Source organism: Streptomyces sp. HPF1205, assembly GCF_020400825.1.
Classification (GTDB): domain Bacteria; phylum Actinomycetota; class Actinomycetes; order Streptomycetales; family Streptomycetaceae; genus Actinacidiphila.
This window is the reverse complement of the sequence record NZ_JAINVH010000026.1, coordinates 33805-51404: the sequence shown is the minus strand read 5'-3', so window position 1 is coordinate 51404 and position 17600 is coordinate 33805. Positions and strand designations below refer to the sequence as shown.

The 17600-nt window shown below is 73.9% G+C and carries 13 protein-coding genes; 3 read left to right on the top strand and 10 right to left on the bottom strand.

All coding sequences use genetic code 11. The features are described from left to right. Nucleotides 1–37: 37 nt before the first annotated feature. The 4 genes from K7G61_RS25730 to glgX all read right to left on the bottom strand — a co-directional run bounded on the left by K7G61_RS25730 (nucleotide 38) and on the right by glgX (nucleotide 7083). On the bottom strand, nucleotides 38–241 hold the full coding sequence (locus tag K7G61_RS25730) for a hypothetical protein (protein ID WP_225849416.1): 204 nt from the start codon (nucleotides 239–241) through the stop codon (nucleotides 38–40). Continuing rightward, complete coding sequence (treZ, locus tag K7G61_RS25725) at nucleotides 238–1977, bottom strand: malto-oligosyltrehalose trehalohydrolase (protein WP_225849355.1); 1740 nt, start codon at nucleotides 1975–1977, stop codon at nucleotides 238–240. Before treZ ends, K7G61_RS25730 begins: the two co-directional genes overlap by 4 nt. A gap of 289 nt (nucleotides 1978–2266) precedes the next feature. Further along, nucleotides 2267–4756, bottom strand: a complete 2490-nt coding sequence (treY, locus tag K7G61_RS25720; protein ID WP_225849354.1) for a malto-oligosyltrehalose synthase — start codon at nucleotides 4754–4756, stop codon at nucleotides 2267–2269. Between the two features lie 188 nt (nucleotides 4757–4944). Beyond that, a complete protein-coding gene (glgX, locus tag K7G61_RS25715; RefSeq protein WP_225849353.1) occupies nucleotides 4945–7083 on the bottom strand; it encodes a glycogen debranching protein GlgX in 2139 nt (712 codons plus the stop codon). A gap of 296 nt (nucleotides 7084–7379) precedes the next feature. On the opposite strand from glgX, the gene K7G61_RS25710 reads away from it, so the two are divergent. Together K7G61_RS25710 and K7G61_RS25705 are read left to right on the top strand one after the other, a co-directional pair. Next, nucleotides 7380–8603: an SAV2148 family HEPN domain-containing protein gene (locus tag K7G61_RS25710; protein ID WP_225849410.1), complete on the top strand. Its 1224-nt coding sequence runs from the start codon at nucleotides 7380–7382 to the stop codon at nucleotides 8601–8603. Between the two features lie 143 nt (nucleotides 8604–8746). Next, on the top strand, nucleotides 8747–9448 hold the full coding sequence (locus K7G61_RS25705) for a 3'-5' exonuclease (protein WP_225849352.1): 702 nt from the start codon (nucleotides 8747–8749) through the stop codon (nucleotides 9446–9448). A gap of 180 nt (nucleotides 9449–9628) precedes the next feature. Here the strand turns inward: K7G61_RS25705 and K7G61_RS25700 are convergent, their stop codons facing one another. Next, nucleotides 9629–10492, bottom strand: coding sequence for a phosphotransferase enzyme family protein (locus K7G61_RS25700; RefSeq protein ID WP_225849351.1), 864 nt, complete (start codon nucleotides 10490–10492; stop codon nucleotides 9629–9631). 571 nt (nucleotides 10493–11063) lie between these two features. Between K7G61_RS25700 and K7G61_RS37050 the strand changes: the two genes are divergently transcribed. Beyond that, nucleotides 11064–11399: an STAS domain-containing protein gene (locus tag K7G61_RS37050; RefSeq protein ID WP_225849350.1), complete on the top strand. Its 336-nt coding sequence runs from the start codon at nucleotides 11064–11066 to the stop codon at nucleotides 11397–11399. On the opposite strand, the gene K7G61_RS25690 is transcribed toward K7G61_RS37050, so the two are convergent. The 5 genes from K7G61_RS25690 to K7G61_RS25670 all read right to left on the bottom strand — a co-directional run bounded on the left by K7G61_RS25690 (nucleotide 11337) and on the right by K7G61_RS25670 (nucleotide 17571). Beyond that, the gene (locus K7G61_RS25690; protein ID WP_225849349.1) at nucleotides 11337–12365 is read right to left on the bottom strand and encodes a sigma-70 family RNA polymerase sigma factor; all 1029 of its coding nucleotides are present in this window, start codon (nucleotides 12363–12365) and stop codon (nucleotides 11337–11339) included. The genes K7G61_RS37050 and K7G61_RS25690 overlap by 63 nt on opposite strands. An 80-nt stretch (nucleotides 12366–12445) precedes the next feature. Then, the gene (locus K7G61_RS25685) at nucleotides 12446–14683 is read right to left on the bottom strand and encodes an MMPL family transporter (protein ID WP_225849348.1); all 2238 of its coding nucleotides are present in this window, start codon (nucleotides 14681–14683) and stop codon (nucleotides 12446–12448) included. Nucleotides 14684–14940: 257 nt separating this feature from the next. After that, nucleotides 14941–15729, bottom strand: coding sequence for a sirohydrochlorin chelatase (locus tag K7G61_RS25680; protein ID WP_225849347.1), 789 nt, complete (start codon nucleotides 15727–15729; stop codon nucleotides 14941–14943). Continuing rightward, entirely contained in the window at nucleotides 15726–16790 is a 1065-nt protein-coding gene (locus K7G61_RS25675) for an ABC transporter permease (protein WP_225849346.1), read from the bottom strand. The genes K7G61_RS25680 and K7G61_RS25675 overlap by 4 nt, the downstream gene beginning before the upstream one ends. Then, nucleotides 16777–17571: an ABC transporter ATP-binding protein gene (locus tag K7G61_RS25670; RefSeq protein WP_225849345.1), complete on the bottom strand. Its 795-nt coding sequence runs from the start codon at nucleotides 17569–17571 to the stop codon at nucleotides 16777–16779. The genes K7G61_RS25675 and K7G61_RS25670 overlap by 14 nt, the downstream gene beginning before the upstream one ends. Between the last annotated feature and the right edge of the window lie 29 nt (nucleotides 17572–17600).

Below are 17600 nucleotides of genomic sequence, written 5' to 3'. Positions count from 1 at the left end.
CGTGAAGCCTCCCGGCCGCGGCCCGCGCTCCTGACTCCTAGCCCGAGCAGGCCGTGCGCTGCGCCTCCTGCCACTCGCACACCGGGCACAGCGTCGCCCCGCGGGTGCTCGCCGGGTACTCCGTGGGTTCGCCGCACAGCACGCAGTCCGCCGGCGGCGGTTCCCGCCGCCCGTCGGCCTGCTCCTGGGCAATGTGCTCCTGGGCGGTCCGGTCCTGGGTCCGCGCTTCGCTCTGCGTCACCCGTCCACCGTAATCTCCCGCGCCCGCAGGACGGCCGCCCCGCGCGCCGGGAGCTGGACGCAGGGGCCGGGCAGCAGCTTGCAGGCGGGCCGGGCCAGCACCACGTCGCACGGCACGTCGAGGGGCACCCGGGCGGGCGCGTCGGAGAAGTTCACGACCGTACGGAAGGGGCCGCGCGCCATCCGCAGGGTCCGGCCGCCCGCGGTGGCCGACACCGCGTCCATCTGCGGGTCGGTGAGCGCCGGTTCGGCCCGGCGCAGGGCGATCAGCGCCCGGTACCACTCCAGCAGCTCGCGGTGGACCGGTTCGCCCGGCTCCGCCCAGTCCAGGCAGGAGCGGTCCCTGGTCGCCGGGTCCTGCGGATCGGGGACGTCCTGCTCGGCCCAGCCGTGGGAGGCGAACTCCCGCCGCCTGCCCGCGGTGACGGCCGCCCCCAGCTCGGGATCGGCGTGGTCGGTGAAGAACTGCCAGGGCGTGGTGGCACCCCATTCCTCGCCCATGAACAGCATCGGGGTGAAGGGGGCGGTGAGGACGAGCGCGGCGGCGGCCCCGAGCCGGTCGGCGGCGATCCGGTCGCCGGTGGCGCGGTTGCCGATCTGGTCGTGGTTCTGGGCGTAGCCGAGCAGCCGGTGGGCGGGGACGGCGGTGGTGTCCAGGGGGCGGCCGTGGCGGCGGCCGCGGAAGGACGACCAGGTGCCGTCGTGGAAGAAGCCATGGGTGAGGGTCTTGGCGACGGCGGCCGGCCCGGCGGCGGCGAAGTCGGCGTAGTAGCCCTGCGACTCGCCGGTGACGGCGGTGTGCACGGCGTGGTGGAAGTCGTCGTTCCACTGCGCCTGCAGGCCCAGGCCCCCGGCCTCGCGCGGCGCCGTGGTGCGCGGGTCGTTCAGGTCGGACTCGGCGATCAGGAACAGCGGGCGGCCCAGCGCCGCCGACAGCCCGTCCACGGCGGTGGCCAGCTCCTCAAGGAAGTGCAGAGCCCGCGTGTCCACCAAGGCGTGCACCGCGTCCAGCCGCAGGCCGTCGAGCCGGTAGTCCCGCAGCCATTGCAGCGAGGCACCGATCAGGTAGTCCCGCACCTCGTCGGAGCCGGGCGCGTCCAGGTTGACGGCGTCACCCCAGGGAGTGTGGTGCCGGTCGGTGAAGTACGGCCCGAAGCGCGGCAGATGGTTGCCGGACGGGCCGAGGTGGTTGTGAACGACGTCGAGGACGACGCCCAGCGAGTGCCGGTGCGCCGCGTCGACAAATCGCTTCATCCCCTCGGGGCCCCCGTAGGGCTCGTGCACCGCCCACAGCGACACGCCCTCGTAGCCCCAGCCATGGCGGCCGGGGAACGGGCACACGGGCATCAGCTCGACATGGGTGACGCCCAGCCGGGCCAGGTGCGGCAGCCGCCGCGCGGCCGCGTCGAAGGTGCCCTCGGGGGTGAAGGTGCCGACGTGCAGCTCGTAGAGGACGGCGCCGGGCAGCGCGCGGCCGGGCCAGGGCGCGGTCCAGGCGAAGGCGTCGTGGTCCACCACCGCGCTGCGGCCGTCCGGGCCGTCCGGCTGGCGCCGGGAGCGGGGATCGGGCAGCGGCGGGCCGCCGTCCAGGACGTACGCGTAGCGGCTGCCGGGCCGCGCGGGGAGGTCCGCCAGCCACCAGCCCGGGCGCGCGGGGTCCGGGCCGAGGGCGTGGCCGCCGTCGTCGACGAGGACCTCCACCCGGCGGGCGTCCGGCGCCCACACCTCGAACAGCACACCCGGCTCCCCTCTGGTCCAGCAGCGGTCAAGGTCCGGTCAAAGCCCGGTCGATCCTCCGTCATGCCCCGGCATATCCCTGCCCAGGCCCGGGTCCCATGTCACCCCGGACGGGTGAGACGAATCCCTCTTCCGGGTGAGCGCCGCCTCCCCGGCAGCCGCAAGGCGCCCGTTCGGGTGCGATCGTCCTGCCGACCGGCCAGGTGCGAGGAGGGCGCGTGCCCGGCACCGGGCGCCCGACGCCAGACGCCGGGGCGTGGGCGCGGGTAGGCGACGCCTATGCGGCGGTTCACTCGCGGGTGAGCAGCGCCGCGGGCGAGCCGCCCGATGCCAGGAGCCCGGCCAGCGGCACCTCGCCCTCGTACACCCCGCCGCCAAGGCGGTCGTGCCAGCGGCCCTGCGGCAGCGGGAGGACCGTGTCGCGCCAGCCGCCCGCCTCTTCAAGGCGGCGGGAGAGCCGGGTCACCGCGGTGAGGGCGCCACCGCCGCGCACGAACGCCACGCAGTGGGCCGCCGCGGGCCCCCGGGCGGGCAGCGGCTCGTACGAGGCCGCCGGCCCGTACCACTCGGGGTGGTCGCGGCGCAGCCGCAGCGCCACGGCCGTCAGGCGCAGCTTCACCTCGTCGGAGTTGTGCGGGGTGCCGCCGTCCAGCAGGCGGCGCAGCGTCTCGTCGACGCCGAAGCGCCTGACACCGTCCGCCGGGCGGTCCATCGGGCCCCGGTTGTCGGGGTCGACCAGGGTGTGGACGGGGAACTCCGTGCCCTGGTAGACGTCCGGGATGCCCGGCATGGTCAGGTGCAGCAGCGCGGCACCGAGCGAGTTGGCGGTGGCGTACGGATCCAGACGGCGGCCGAACTCGGCGAGGTCGTAGACCTGCGGGCCGCAGGGGCCGTTGCCGGTGAAGTCCGCGACGGCCTTCTCGTAGGCCTCGTCCTGCTCGGTCCACGTCGTGTGCAGGGCCGCCTCCCGGACGGCCTTCAAGGCGGCCGGCACGAGCCGGTCGGCGTCGCAGAAGCCCAGGCCGACGGCCGTCTGGAAGACGGTGTACTCGGTGTGGCGGTCGGGCGCGGGCGGCCCGCCCAGCCGCTGCGTGTGCTCACGCCGCCCGGACAGCCAGTCCCGCCACGCGCCCGACAGCTCGGACAGCACCGCGAGCCGCAGCCGCAGGTCGGCGCTGCGCTTGGTGTCGTGGGTGGACAGCACCGTCCCCGTGGCCGGGTGGTCGCGCGCGATCCGGGCGCAGTAGGCGTGGAACTCCTCAGGGGTGGTCGCCGGGTGCGCCGGATCGCGGCCGACCTCGCACAGGGACAGCAGCGGGACGTAGCGGTAGAACGCGCAGTCCTCGACCGCCTTCGCGTGCAGGGCGGAGGCGACCTGGGCGAAGCGTACGGTGAAGTCGTCGGCGTCCGGGCCGCGCAGCCGGCCGAGCGCCAGGTCGCGTACGAGGTTCAGCGGCCCCGACGCCTCCGGCCCGCCCGCCGCGCGGGCCCGCCGCGCGGCCTCCTCCAGCAGCGCGGTGTCGCCGGGGGAGGCCGGGACACCCGGCCGGACGTACGGGCGGTACACGGGCACGCGCACCAGCAGTTCGCGCAGCGCGTTCTCCAGGGCGCCCTGCGGGTAAGGGGCGCCGTACTGATCGCCGGCCCTTACCGTGCCACTGGCTGCCGGAGCCGCCGTACCCGCTTCCTGGGCGCGGGCCGCCGCGCGTGCCAGCCGGGAGACCTCGGCCGCCAGGTCCCGGGTGACGACGCGGTAGGCGGCGCGGCGGGCGGTCGCCTCCCAGCGGCCGCCGCGGTCGTCGGGGACGGCGGTGAAGTCGCGGTAGAAGGCGGCGAGGTCCGCGACCCCGGCGGGATCGGTGAACAGGCCGTCGACGCGGTCGAGCGCGTCGTAGCCCGTGGTGCCCGCGCACGCCCAATCGGCCGGAAGCCGCTCGTCGCGCTGGAGGATCTTCTCCACGATGGTCCAGCGGCCCCCGGTCGCCTCCGCGAGCCGCCTCAGGTAGCCGGCCGGGTCGGCGAGCCCGTCGGGATGGTCGATCCGCAGCCCGTCGACGACGTCGTCGCGCAGCAGCCGCAGCACGGTGGCGTGCGTGGCCTCGAACACCTCGGGCCGCTCCACCCGGACCGCCACGAGGTCGGAAATGGTGAAGAAGCGCCGGTAGTTCAGCTCGGTGCGGGCCTCGCGCCAGTACGCGAGCCGGTACCACTGCGCCGCCGTCAGCTCGGCCATCGGCAGGTCCTCGGTGCCGGGCCGCAGCGGGAACCTGTGGTCGTAGTAGCGGAGCACCCGGCCGCCGGCCGCCTCGTCGTCAACGACCGACAGCTCGCCGAGGACGTCCTCCAGCGGCTCGCCGAGCACCGGCAGCAGCACCTTGCCGCCCTGGGCGGCCCAGTCGATGTCGAACCAGGCAGCGCGGGGCGAGTCGGGACCGTCGCGCAGCACGGCCCACAGCGGGCCGTTGAGGTACTCGGGCGCCGGGACGGCCATGTGGTTGGGGACGACGTCCAGGACGAGCCCGAGCCCGTGCCGGCGGGCGGTACGGGACAGCTCGCGCAGCCCCTCCTCGCCGCCCAGCTCCGCCCGCACCCGCGTGTGGTCCACCACGTCGTACCCATGAGTGGAGCCGGGCACCGCCTCCAGCACCGGCGACAGGTGCAGGTGGGTGACGCCCAGCTCCGCGAGGTACGGCACCATCACCATGGCGTCGGCGAAGGTGAAGCGCGGCTGCACCTGGATCCGGTAGGTCGCGGCGGGAGTCGCGGAGTGTGCTGTCATGGCCTTCTCCCTACCCCGAATCGGCCGCCATGGCGCGCCCGGCGGGTCCGATCGGCGCCGCGATCCGCCCCGATCCGCCCCGGGGCCGATCCGCCCCGGGCAGCCGGTCGGCCCCCGGGACGCGCCGCCTCAGCCGCCGCCTCAGCCCGCCGCCGCGGTCCGCCGTACGGCCCGTTCCCGCCGCCGCCTCAGTCCGCCGGACGCCGCAGGACCACCATGCTGCGGTCCGCGAGCAGCAGCCGGTCGCCGGCCTGGACCCGCTCGCCCGTGCCGGGCGCCACGCCGTCGGGCCGCTCGGTGTCCACCACCAGGTGCCACTCCTTGCCGTGGTCGACCGGCACCAGGAACTCCTGGGGGCGGGGCGCCGCGTTGAACATCAGCAGGAAGGAGTCGTCGACGACGGCCTCACCGCGCGCGCCGGGCTCGGAGATGGCGTTGCCGTTGAGGAAGACCACCAGTGACCTGGCGTGCGCGGCCTGCCAGTCGGAGCGCGTCATCTCGCGGCCCTCCGGGGTGAACCAGGCGATGTCCGACAGTTCGTCGTGGGTGCCCTCCACGGGCCGGCCGTGGAAGAAGCGGCGGCGCCGGAAGACCGGGTGGTCGCGGCGCAGCCACACCATGGAGCGCAGGAAGTCGTGCATGCGCAGGGCCTCGGCGTCCTCCGCCGTGCCGCCCGCCTTGTCCGGCCAGCGCACCCACGTCAGCTCGTTGTCCTGGCAGTAGGTGTTGTTGTTGCCGCGCTGGGTGCGGCCGAACTCGTCGCCGTGCGAGAGCATCGGCACCCCCTGCGACACCATCAGGGTGGCGATGAAGTTGCGCATCTGCCGGGCGCGCAGCGCGCGCACCCCCTCGTCGTCGGTCTCGCCCTCCGCGCCGCAGTTCCAGGACCGGTTGAAGCTCTCGCCGTCCTGGTTGTTCTCGCCGTTGGCCTCGTTGTGCTTGTCGTTGTACGAGACCAGGTCGCGCAGGGTGAACCCGTCGTGGCAGGTGACGAAGTTGATGGAGGCCAGCGGGCGGCGGCCGTCGTCCTGGTAGAGGTCGGAGGAGCCGGTCAGCCGGGAGCCGAACTCCGCGAGCGTGGCGCTCTCGCCCCGCCACAGGTCCCGTACCGTGTCGCGGAACTTGCCGTTCCACTCCGTCCACAGCGGCGGGAAGTTGCCGACCTGGTAGCCGCCCTCGCCCACGTCCCACGGCTCGGCGATCAGCTTGACCTGGGAGACCACCGGGTCCTGCTGCACCAGGTCGAAGAAGGACGACAGCCGGTCCACCTCGTGGAACTGCCGGGCCAGGGTGGCCGCCAGGTCGAAGCGGAAGCCGTCGACGTGCATCTCGGTCACCCAGTAGCGCAGGCTGTCCATGATCATTTGCAGCACGTGCGGGCTGCGCATCAGCAGCGAGTTACCGGTGCCCGTGGTGTCCATGTAGTAACGCTTGTCGCCCGCCAGCCGGTAGTACGAGGCGTTGTCGATGCCGCGCAGCGACAAGGTGGGGCCCAGGTGGCTCCCCTCCGCCGTGTGGTTGTAGACCACGTCCAGGATGACCTCGATGCCGGCCCGGTGCAGGGCGCGCACCGCCGTCTTGAACTCCAGCACCTGCTGGCCGCGGTCGCCCAGCGAGCAGTACGCGTGGTGCGGCGCGAAGAAGCCGATGGTGTTGTAACCCCAGTAGTTGGCCAGCCCCGCGTCCACCAGCCGGTGGTCCTGGATGAACTGGTGCACCGGCATCAGCTCCAGGGTGGTCACCCCGAGTTCCACCAGATGGCCGATCACCGCCGGGTGCGCGAGCGCGGCATAAGTGCCGCGGATCTCCTCCGGCAGCTCCGGGTGGGTCATCGTCAGGCCCTTGACGTGGGCCTCGTACAGGATCGTCTTGTGGTAGTCGATCCGCGGCGGGCGGTCGTCGGCCCAGTCGAAGTACGGATTGACCACGACCGAGGTCATCGTGTGCGGGGCGGAGTCCAGGTCGTTGCGGGAGTCCGGCTCGCCGAAGTGGTAGCCGTAGACGGCCTCGTCCCAGTCCATGTCGCCGCTTATCGCCTTGGCGTACGGGTCCAGCAGCAGTTTCGCGGAGTTGCAGCGGTGACCGCGGGGCGGGTCGTACGGGCCGTGCACCCGGAACCCGTACCGCTGACCGGGCATCACGCCCGGCAGATAGGCGTGCCGCACGAAGGCGTCCGCCTCGCGCAGCTCGATCGCCGTCTCGGAGCCGTCGTCGTGCAGCAGGCACAACTCGACGCGCGAGGCGACCTCGGAGAAGACGGCGAAGTTCGTCCCCGCCCCGTCGAAGGTGGCCCCGAGGGGGTACGAATGACCCGGCCAGACTTGCATGTCGTGACTCTTCCACTCCCGTACCGGACACGGCGGCTGTTCCTGTGCGGTTCATTCTGGCGCTCACAGGCCCCGGACCGCCCGTCCGGCAGTTACCTTGCCGAAGGGGCATCCTCCCATCCGGTCCCACCCGAGGGTGACACAGCCACAACAGGCAGCGACCGCGGAGGTGATGAGGTTGTCCGGTAGTAGTCAAGTAGGGTCGTTAAGGCTGCGATGCCCTGCCCGCCGCTGTACCCTTCCTTGATCGTGGACGGGGGGTGGGAGGCGGTTACGTGGAGACGTCCGGAGGTCTGATGCTCCCGGGTGGTGGTGAGCAGGGTGACCGGCACGTCCCCGACGGCGGCGAAGGGGCGGCAGGCGCGGTCTCCCTCGCCGCGCCGCTGGAGATCGGAGCGGAACTGGACTGGGGCGCCGACGTCTGGGCCGAGGTGCGCACCCGCGCCACCAGGGCCGGCCGGGCATATGTGTGGCTGAATCTCGTCGAGCAGCGGCTGCGGTCCGTGGTGAACGCCGTGCTGCGCCCGATCTACGAACCGGTGCACGGCGAGGAGTGGGTGGTCGCCGCGGCCGGCCCGGCGGGCCACGAATGGGTGCAGCGCGCGGTGGCCGTACGGGAGGTGAGCCGCCGCAAGGGCTACCTGCTCGACCCGGCCGACGACAATGTGCTCAGCTTCCTGACGCTGCCGCAGCTGCGCGAACTGGTGGTCCAGCACTGGCCCTGCTTCGAGCCCTACTTCGACGACCGGCGCGAGCTGGAACTGGCCCTGGACGAGCTGGAAGTGGCCCGGCACGTCGTCTCCCGCAACCGGGCGCTGTCCAGGACGGTGCTGGACCAGGCCGAGCGCGCCTCGGCCAAGGTGCTGGAGCTGCTGGGCGCGGGCCCCTCCCGTACGGCGGCTCAGCGGCTGCCGGTGGACGCGGTGGAGGAGCTGGTCGCCGACCGCTACTCCGACGTCATCGGCGTCTACCCCGACCGGGTGCGGCTGCAGCGCCAGTTGCCGGTCGAGGACCTCTTCTCCGGCGCGCGCCGGCTGGACGCCGTGGGCATCGGTCTGAACCTGCTGGTGCAGAACTTCTCCGGGCGGCGGCTGGTCCGGCTCGTGGAGTCCGGCTGCCGGGTCAGGCTGCTGTTCCTCAATCCGGCCAGCAGCGCGGTGCGCCGCCGCGAACGCGAACTGGGCCTGGGCCGCGGTGAGCTGAGCCGCTCGGTGGAGATGAACATCATGCACATGCGCCGGGTCCGTGCCCGGCTGCGCGACCAGGGCGCCTTCGAGATCCAGGTGTACGACGAGACGCCCCGCTTCACCGCCTACCTGATCGCCGGGGACGGCGGCGACGGGCTGGCGGTGGTGCAGACGTACCTGCGGCGGGCGCGCGGCATGGAAGTGCCGGTGATGGTGCTGCGCGGCTCCTCCAGCCGGGTGGTGGAGAGCGACCGGCCGGCGGAGAGCGGGCTCTTCGAGGTGTACCGCGAGGAGTTCGAGGGGATCTGGGGGGATTCGCGGCCGGTGTCCTGAAAGTGGTTCTCCGGGGGGATCTGCCGAGGGAGCGTCAACTTTCGTCCTGCGATTCACCCGTGAAGATCCCGCGGCGGCGGAATTGTCAGTGGCGCACGGGATGATGGCAGGGCACAGGGGGAATCGGGTGGGAAGGACTCGCCATGGCATGGCACGAGGATCTGCTGGTCGGCTTCGACCTGGAGACCACGGGGACGGATCCGCGGCACGCACGGATCGTGACCGCCGCGGTCACCGAGGTCAAGGGGGGAGAGCCGGTGCGGCACCGGAAGTGGCTGGCCGACCCGGGGGTGCCGATCCCGCCCGAGACCACGGCGATCCACGGGGTCAGCACCGAGCGCGCGGCAGCCGAGGGCCGTCCCGCCCCTGAGGTCGCCGCCGAGATCGCCGACGCGGTGCGCGGCTACTGGGCCGCCCAGGTGCCGGTCGTGGTCTACAACGCGCCCTTCGACCTGACCCTGCTCGACGAGGAGTTGCGGCGGTACGCGCTGCCCCCGCTGGTCGCCCCCGGCGGGCGGACCGGGCCGGTGATCGACCCGCTGGTGATGGACCGCGCCCTGGACAAGTACCGCCGCGGGAAGCGAACCCTGGAGGCCGCCTGCCGGGTCTACGGGGTGCCGTTGGAAGGCGCCCACGAGGCGGGCGCCGACGCGCTGGCCGCGGTGCGGGTGGCCCGCGCGATAGCCGTGCGCTTCCCGGAGGTCGGCGCCGCCGCCCCCGCCGAGCTGCACGAGTCCCAGTCCGGGTGGTACGCGGCCTGGGCCGAGGACTTCGGGGCGTGGCTGCGCCGCAAGGGCACCGCCGACGCCGTGGTCGACCCGCACTGGCCGCTGCGAGCGGCGTAGCGCGGCCCCGCGACCCGTACGTGCGGTTGGGCCGCGGATCGCACGGGGGAACGGGGGCCGTACGAGGGAACGGGGGCCGTACGGGCGCGCCGGGCGGACGGCCGGGATGCGTACGCGGGCCCGGACGGGTCGCGAACGAGGCCCCGCGCCCCCCGGGGGGCGCGCGGGAGCGGGAACGGCTCAGAAGGAGTACCAGCGGACGGTCGGGTCGCCCGCGCGCAAGGAGGCGACTCTTCGGCGGAACTCGGTGAGGGCGGACGGGTTCGTGGGGGTGTGCTGGGCCACCCAGGCGCAGGCGGCGGTCTCGCGGGCGCCGCGCAGTACCTCGTAGCCCTCCCACTCCCGGACGTCCCAGCCGTAAGCGGCGGTGAAGGCGTCGTAAGCCGCGGTCGGCACCCCGTAGCGGTCCCGGCTGAGCGCGTGGACGACCAGGTCGTGCTCGCGCAGGTCGGAGGAGAAGGTCTCCAGGTCGACCAGGACGGGGCCGTCCGGGCCGATGTGGACGTTGCGGGGCAGCGCGTCGCCGTGGATGGGCCCGCGTGGCAGCCGGGGGACCAGGGCGGCGGCCTGCTCGGCGAAGCGGTCCCGCCTCTTGCGCAGGTAGGCCGCGTCCGCCGGGTCGATGGCGGTTCCGGCCGAGCGCAACCAGCGCTCCATCCCGCCCAGCAGGTCCCGGGACGGCAGTCCGAAGTCCGGCTCGGGCAGTGCGTGCACCAACGTCAGCAGCGGTGCCACGTCGGCCGGTTCGGCGGGCCGCAGCGACTCCGGCAGGCGTTGCCAGTACGTGACCGGATGGCTCTCGACCAGCCGTACCTCGGACTCGGCCGACCGCACGGCCGGCACGTCGTGCTTGGCGAGCCAGTCGGCCACCCGAACCTCGCGCCTGGCCCGCTCCAGCAGTTCGGCCCCGCGTCCCACCTTGATCACCAGACGCCCGGCGGCGAAGACCGCGTTCTCCCCGAAGGAGAGCAGCTCGGCCTCCGGGTGCCCGGCGGCCTCCAGCACCGCCCGCGCCCTGTCCTCTGTGAACAACGCGTCCGCCATGCCCCGCCTCTCGAAGTCGCCGCCACCTGCCGGTGCCCGCCGATGCCCGCGGATATGCCCGCGTCATCGGCGGAACGTTCGGACAAGGAAAGTCTTGCATCCGCGCGCCCCCGTTTTACTCCGGGTTTCCTGCCAACTCGCCGCGAATACAAAGTGCCGCCACCGATGAGTTACCGCCTCGCGGCGGGTCCGTATGTCGGGGAGGCCCAAGGGGGGCCGCGACAAGGAGGAACTCGTGACGGCGGCCGGGGGGCAAGGCGATCAGGACCGACCGGATCCGGGCCAGGGCGCGGGCCCGCCGCGGCCCGGCCCGGCGGCGAGCGCCCCGCCTGCCGCCCCCGAGCGGCGGCCCGGCCCGGCCCCCGGCCCGGCCCCCGGCCCGGCCCCCGGCCCGCCCGCGGACCCGGCCGCCCCGTTCACCGACCCGCCGCCAGAGGCGGCGGCCGGTCCGGGTGCCGGCCCCCCTGCGTGCCCGGGTGCTGGTCCGCCTGCCGCGACGGCCACGGACCAGCCCGCGGACCCGGCCCCCGGCCCGCCCGCAAAACCGGCCGCCCCGTTCACCGACCCGTCCGTGAACCCCGCCCCGGAGCCGCCCGCCTGCCCGCCCGCGGGCCCCGCCGCGGGTTCGCCCGCCTGCCCGCCTCCGGCGCGTGGCGCCGAGGTCGTCATCGACATCCGCGGACTGGGGGGTCTGCCCGGGCCGGGCGGGGTGTGGGGGTCCGGTGGGGGGCTGGGCGCGGTTGCCGCCCTGGCCAGGCTGCGGCTGGCCGCGCGCCGGGCCGGCCGCCGGATCCGGCTGCGCGGCGCCTCCCCCGAGGTGCGGCGGATGCTCGAACTGACCGGTTTAGCCGGGGAGTTCGAGTGGGAGGCCGAAGAGGGGGAACAGCCGGGCGGTGTCCAGGAATGAGTTGAGCCCGGTGATCTTCCCGTCGGCGATCTCCAGCACCTGCAGCGCCCAGGCGTAGTGGCTGCCGTCCTCGGCAAGCCGGTACTGGGCGAAGGCGGGCGAGCCGTTCGCCGCCACGGGAAGCAGCCGCGATCCCTCGCACTGGTGGCCCGTGCCCAGCATCCAGCCGCATATGTCCTCGTGGCCGCGCAGCCACAGCGGGTAGGGCGGCATGGACAAGGTGGCGTCCTCGTGCAGCAGCTTGGTCAGCGACTCCATGTCGTACCGCTCGAAGGCGTCGACGTAGCGGGCCAGCAGCGCCTCCCGCTCGTCGTCCATCGCGGGCGCGGGCACCGCGGCCGCGTCCCCGTCCGGCGACGTGCCGGGCGCCGCGACGCCCGCCGCCGAGAGCGTGGCCCGGGCCCGCTGCAGCGCGCTGTTGACCGAGGCGACCGTGGTGCCCAGCAGCTCCGCGGTCTCGGACGCCCGCCAGGCCAGCACCTCGCGCAGGATCAGCACCGCCCGCTGCCGGGGCGGCAGGTGCTGCAGCGCGGCCACGAATGCCAGCCGGATGGTCTCCCGGGCGACCACCAGGTCCGCCGGGTCCCCGCCGGACGGCAGCGCCCGCGCGTCGGGCACCGGCTCGACCCACACCGATTCCGGGGTGGCGGCCGGCAGTGCCGCGTCGTGGTGCGAGGCGGGGGACAGGTCCATCGGCCTGGCCCGGCGCTTGCCCGCGTTCAGACTGTCCATGCAGACGTTCGTGGCGATCCGGTACAGCCACGAGCGCAGCGAGGACCGCCCCTCGAAGCGGTCCGCGGCCCGCCAGGCCCGCACCATCGTCTCCTGCACCGCGTCCTCGGCCTCGAAGACCGATCCGAGCATCCGGTAGCAGTACCCCGTCAGCTCGGACCTGTGCTCCTCCAGCCGGTCCTCGACCTCCGCGGCGGCTACCGCGCCGCCGCCCGCGCTCTCCCGTACGGTCATGGTCCCCACCGTACTCAACCCCACTGACAGTGCCCCCGCACCGAAGTCGGCACGGGGGCACTGTTCGGGATACGCGCAGGTCAGGCGCGGTAGACCGGGTCGTGGAGCGGGGTGCTCGGGCGGTCGGCGGCCACCGGCGGCACGGGGAGGGCCGACTCGTCGTGGGTCAGGTCGGGCAGCCGGTGCATCCAGCGCGGCAGGTACCAGTTGCGCTCGCCGAGCAGCGACATCACCGACGGCAGCAGCACCCCGCGGATGACCGTGGCGTCGATCAGCACCGCGAAGGCCAGGCCCACGCCCATCTGCTTCATGCTCTGCATCGACAGCGTGCCGAAGATCGCGAAGACCGCGACCATGATCACGGCGGCGCTGGTGACGACACCGGCGGTGGTGGTGATGCCGTGCTCGATGGCGCCCTTGGTGGTCAGCCCGCGCATCCTGGCCTCACGGATCCGGGAGACGACGAACACGTGGTAGTCCATGCTCAGGCCGAACAGGATCACGAACAGGAACAGCGGCAGCCAGGCCACCACCGCGCCGGTCCCGGTGGCGCCGACCAGCGAGGCGCCGACGCCGTGCTGGAAGACCACGGTCAGGATGCCGTAGGCGGCGCCCACCGAGAGCAGGTTCAGCGCGATCGAGGTCAGCGCGATGGTCAGCGACCGGAAGGACAGCAGCATCAGCAGGAAGGCGAAGACGGTCACGAAGGCGAAGACCGGCAGCACACTGCTGGTGATCTTGTGGGTGAAGTCCATCGAGCCCGCCGTCTCTCCGGTGATCGGCGCCTGGAGTCCGGCCACCCGGCCGAGCGTGTCCGGCCGCACGTGGTCGCGCAGCAGCCGCAGGTCGGACTCGGCCTTGTCGTGGTCGGTGCCGCCGGCCAGCGGCACGTCGATCTCCGCGATGTTCTGCGGGGTGTGCACGGTCACCGTGACCGGGCCGCGGCTGGCCCCGGAGGCGACGGCCTCGGTGCGGAAGTCGGAGATGGCCTTGCGTACCGCCGGGGAGTCGATCGCGTCGGCCTTGACGACGACGTGGGCGGGGTCGGGGCCGCCGGGGAAGGCGGCGTTGATCCGGTCGTAGGTCTGGATGATCGGCAGGTGGTCGCCGAGTTCCTGGTCCGTGGACAGGTTCGCGGAGTGCATGCCGAACGCGGGCAGGGCGATGGCGATCAGCGCGCCGCCGGCCAGCAGCGTGGCGCCCTTGGGGTGACGCAGCACCGGGCGCAGCACGGTCCGCCAGAAGCGGCTGCCGCCGGTGCCGCCGGTGCGGCCGGTGCGGGACCTGGCGATCCGGCCGAGCAGCGGCACGCGGCCCTTCTCGACCCGCTCGCCGAGCAGCGACAGCAGGGCGGGCAGCACGGTGACCGAGCCGACCATGGCGATGGCGACGACGATCATCGTGGCCACGCCCATCGCCTTGAAGTCGCCGATGCCGGTGAAGAGCATGCCGGCCATGGCGACGATCACGGTGACACCGGAGATCAGGATCGCCCGGCCGGAGGTGGCGGCCGCGATGCGCAGCGCGGTCGCCGGGTCGTGGCCCGCGGCCCGCTCCTCGCGCTCCCGGCGCAGGTAGAACAGGCAGTAGTCGACACCGACCGCGAGGCCGACCAGCAGCATGACCGAGTTGGCGGTGTCGCTCATCGGCACCGAGTGGCTGACCAGCGCCACCACGCCCGTCGCCCCGAGGAACGCGGTCATCGCGAGCATCACGGGCAGCAGCGCGGCCACCAGGGCGCCGAACGCGATCAGCAGGATGCCCAGCGCCAGCGGCAGCGCCGAGTACTCGGCGGTCTTGAAGTCGCTGCCGAAGGCGTTGCTGACCGCCTTGTCGGAGCTGGCGTCGCCGAACTCCTCGATCCGCAGGGACGGATGCCGGGCCTGCACCCCGGCCACCGCGTCCAGCACCGGCTGCACCCGGTCCGCCGCGGTCTTCTTGTCGCCGAGCATGTCGAACTTGACGAGCGCGCTGCGGTGGTCGGCGGAGACGGCCTTGGTGTCGTACGGCGAGGTCACCGCGGTCACCTTGCCGGTCGCCTTGATGGCGGTGACGACATCGCCGACGGCGCCGCGGAAGGCCGGGTCGGCGGTGGTGCCCGTGCCGCCCCTGACCTGGATCAGCACCATCTCGCCCGCCTTGCCCCGCAGCCCGGCGTCGTCCTGGATGGTGGCGGCCTGGCTGACCTCGCCGGGCATCGACCGGTCCTCGTCGACGTCGTGCCGGCCCGCTGCCTGCCCGAGAAGCATGACGAGGACGACGAAAAGCAGCCAGCCGCCCACCGCCGCCCAGCGGTGACGGGCGCTCCAACCGCCCATCGCCGCCGCGATGCCCAATCTGCTGCCGTGTGCGCGTGCGCGACTCACGGGGTGCCCCCTTGTAAGGATTCGTCGTGGGTGGCGGCTGACCTGCCGCTTCGTTCACCCATGACGGTATGGGCCGCGCGGGCACCGACCCATCCGGCCTACCGGTGACTTCGGGGAGGGCGTTCTCCCCCTCGGGGGTGGGGAGAACCCCACCCTTCCCTCATGGTTGGCCCCTACATTCATCGAGGGAAGTCGCCCTCGAATCGCCCTCAGGCGATCATCAAGTCGCCCCACGGCAAGGCAGCGGGCGCGTCAACCCGGTCGTACCGGCGCAGGAGGAGTTCCACGACCTCGGGCGCGTCGCCGAGGACCGGCGCCAGCACGTCCGCGCCCGCCTCCTGCGCGCCGGCGGCGATACGGTCCGGCAGGAAACCGGGCGCGAGGACGTACGGCGCCACCGCGATCCGGCGGGCGCCGGCCGCGCGCAGCGCGCGTACCGCGTCGGCGGTGCGCGGCAAGGACGCGGAGGCGAACGCGGGCTCCACGGCTTGCCAGCCGCCGCTGCGCCGCCAGCGTCGCGCGATCGCGTCGATCACCGCGCGTGCCTGCGGGTCGGTGGACCCCGCGGAGGCCAGGACGACTCCGGTGGAGGCGCGGTCGCCCGGCGCCAGCCCGGCCTCCGCGAGCCGCCGCTCCAGCGCGGCGGTCAGCAGCGGCGAGGGACCGAGCACGTCGGCGGTGCGCAGCCGCAGCGAGGGCAGCGCGGCGGCGCACTCGCGCAGTACGGCGGGGATGTCGGCCTTGGCGTGGAAGGCCCGGGTCAGCAGCAGCGGCAGGGCCACCGTGTCCCGCACGCCCTCGGCCGCGAGCCGCCGCGCCGCCGCCGGTACCGAGGGTGTGCAGAAGTCGAGGAAGGCGGTCTCCACCCGCAGCCCGGGGCGCGCCAGCGCCACCCGCCGGGTCAGGGCGCGCACGGTCGCGGCGTGCCGCGGGTCGCGGGAGCCGTGCGCGATGACGAGCAGGGCGGGGCGGGGGGCGGGCACCGGCACGCGGCTCACTGGCTCCTCGCGGACAGCCCGCGGCTGCGCAGCACCCAGCGCTCCAGCGGGCTGAAGACGATCTGGTCGATGGCGATGCCGACGAACAGGATCAGCAGGATGCCGAGGAAGACCCCGGCCATGTCCGAGCCCTCCCGCATGTTCTCCAGGTAGCGGCCGAGGCCCACGCCGAGGTCGGGGGAGGAGGCGATCAGCTCGGCGGCCATCAGGGAGCGCCAGGAGAACGCCCAGCCCTGCTTGAGCCCCGCCACGTAACCGGGCAGCGCGGCGGGCAGCAGGACGTACCAGGCGCCGCGCAGCCCGGTGGCCCCGATCGTCCGGCCCGCCCGCAGGTACAGCGGCGGGACCTGGTCGACGCCCGAGACCAGGCCGTTGGCGATCGAGGGCACCGCGCCGAGCAGGATCACCGCGTACATGGCCGAGTCGCTCAGGCCCAGCCAGATCACCGCGGCAGGCACCCACGCCACCGACGGCAGCGACTGCAGCCCGGACAGGATCGGGCCGATCGCCGCCCGTACGAACGGCACCCGCGCCACCAGCAGGCCCAGCGGGGTGCCGAGGGCCAGCGCGGCCAGGAACCCCAGCATGCCGCGCTCCACGCTGGTCCAGATGATGGAGAACAGGTCGCCGGCCCGCCACCGTTCGGCGAACGCCCGGCCGACCGCGTGCGGGCTGGGCAGCTTCGTCGGGTCCGCGCCCGCCCACACCGCCAGCTGCCAGGCCACCAGCACGACGACCGCCGCGGTGACCGGCGGCAGCACCTTCTTCAGCAGCAACTGCCCGAGCGGCGCCCGCCGCACGGTGACGGTCTCCAGCGCGTCCAGGCCCGCCTCCAGGCCGGACAGGTCGTCCGCGGCCGACCGCCGGCGCCCGGCCGGGCCCTCCTCACCGCCGGTGCCCTGACCGCCGGTGCCCTGACCGCCGGTGCCCTGACCGCCGGCGCCCTGGCCGCCCGCGTCCTGGGAGCCGCCCTCCTCGGGGGACGCGGCGGCCGCGTCCTGCGGGCCGGTCTCCGCGCCGGTCTCCGTGCCCGTTCCCGTTCCGGTCTCAGTGCTGGCCATGACGCCGGATCTCCCCACGCAGTTCTTCGGTGATCTCCACGGACAGGTCCGCGACGGCCGCGTCCTCGATACGGCGCGGCTGCGGGATGCCGACCGTCCACTCGCGGCGGATCCGCCCGGGCCGCGAGGACAGCAGCACGATGCGCTGGGCGAGCCGGGCCGCCTCCCGTACGTTGTGCGTGACGAACAGGACGGACAGGCCCGTCTCGGACCAGATACGGGTCAGCTCGTCGTGCAGCACGTCGCGGGTGATCGCGTCCAGCGCCGCGAACGGCTCGTCCATCAGCAGCAGCCGGCTGTCCTGCGCCAGGGCCCGGGCCAGCGCGACCCGCTGGCGCATGCCGCCGGACAGTTCGTGCACCCGCTTGCCGTACGCCCCGCCGAGCCGGACCAGCGACAGCAGCCGCTCGGCCTCCGGGCGGCGCTGCTCGCGCGGCACCCCGCGCAGCCGCAGGACCAGTTCGATGTTCTTGCCCGCGGTCAGCCACGGGAACAGGGCGTGCTCCTGGAACATCAGCGCCGGGCGTCCGCCGGGGGTCGTGATGGTCCCGGCGGACGGCTTGTCCAGACCCGCGACCAGGTTCAGCAGCGTCGACTTGCCGCAGCCCGAGGCGCCCAGCAGGCACACGAACTCACCCGGCCGCACGTCGAGCGTGATGCCGTCGAGCACGGGCTGCCGCGCGCCGGGCCCGCCGAACGCCTTGGACACGCGGTCCAGCCGGGCCGCGTAGGCGGACTGCCGCGCCGGGCGTGCCTCGGCACCGGTGAGGGTGTCGGTCATCGGTGTCACCTCCTGGGGTCCTTCGATAC

Coding starts and splice junctions, on each gene's coding strand:
- treY (WP_225849354.1), bottom strand. CDS start 4,756: ATGACAGCACACTCCGCGACTCCCGCCGCGACCTACCGGATCCAGGTG.
- glgX (WP_225849353.1), bottom strand. CDS start 7,083: ATGCAAGTCTGGCCGGGTCATTCGTACCCCCTCGGGGCCACCTTCGAC.
- K7G61_RS25710 (WP_225849410.1), top strand. CDS start 7,380: ATGCTCCCGGGTGGTGGTGAGCAGGGTGACCGGCACGTCCCCGACGGC.
- K7G61_RS25705 (WP_225849352.1), top strand. CDS start 8,747: ATGGCATGGCACGAGGATCTGCTGGTCGGCTTCGACCTGGAGACCACG.
- K7G61_RS25700 (WP_225849351.1), bottom strand. CDS start 10,492: ATGGCGGACGCGTTGTTCACAGAGGACAGGGCGCGGGCGGTGCTGGAG.
- K7G61_RS25690 (WP_225849349.1), bottom strand. CDS start 12,365: ATGACCGTACGGGAGAGCGCGGGCGGCGGCGCGGTAGCCGCCGCGGAG.
- K7G61_RS25685 (WP_225849348.1), bottom strand. CDS start 14,683: ATGGGCGGTTGGAGCGCCCGTCACCGCTGGGCGGCGGTGGGCGGCTGG.
- K7G61_RS25675 (WP_225849346.1), bottom strand. CDS start 16,790: ATGGCCAGCACTGAGACCGGAACGGGAACGGGCACGGAGACCGGCGCG.
- K7G61_RS25670 (WP_225849345.1), bottom strand. CDS start 17,571: ATGACCGACACCCTCACCGGTGCCGAGGCACGCCCGGCGCGGCAGTCC.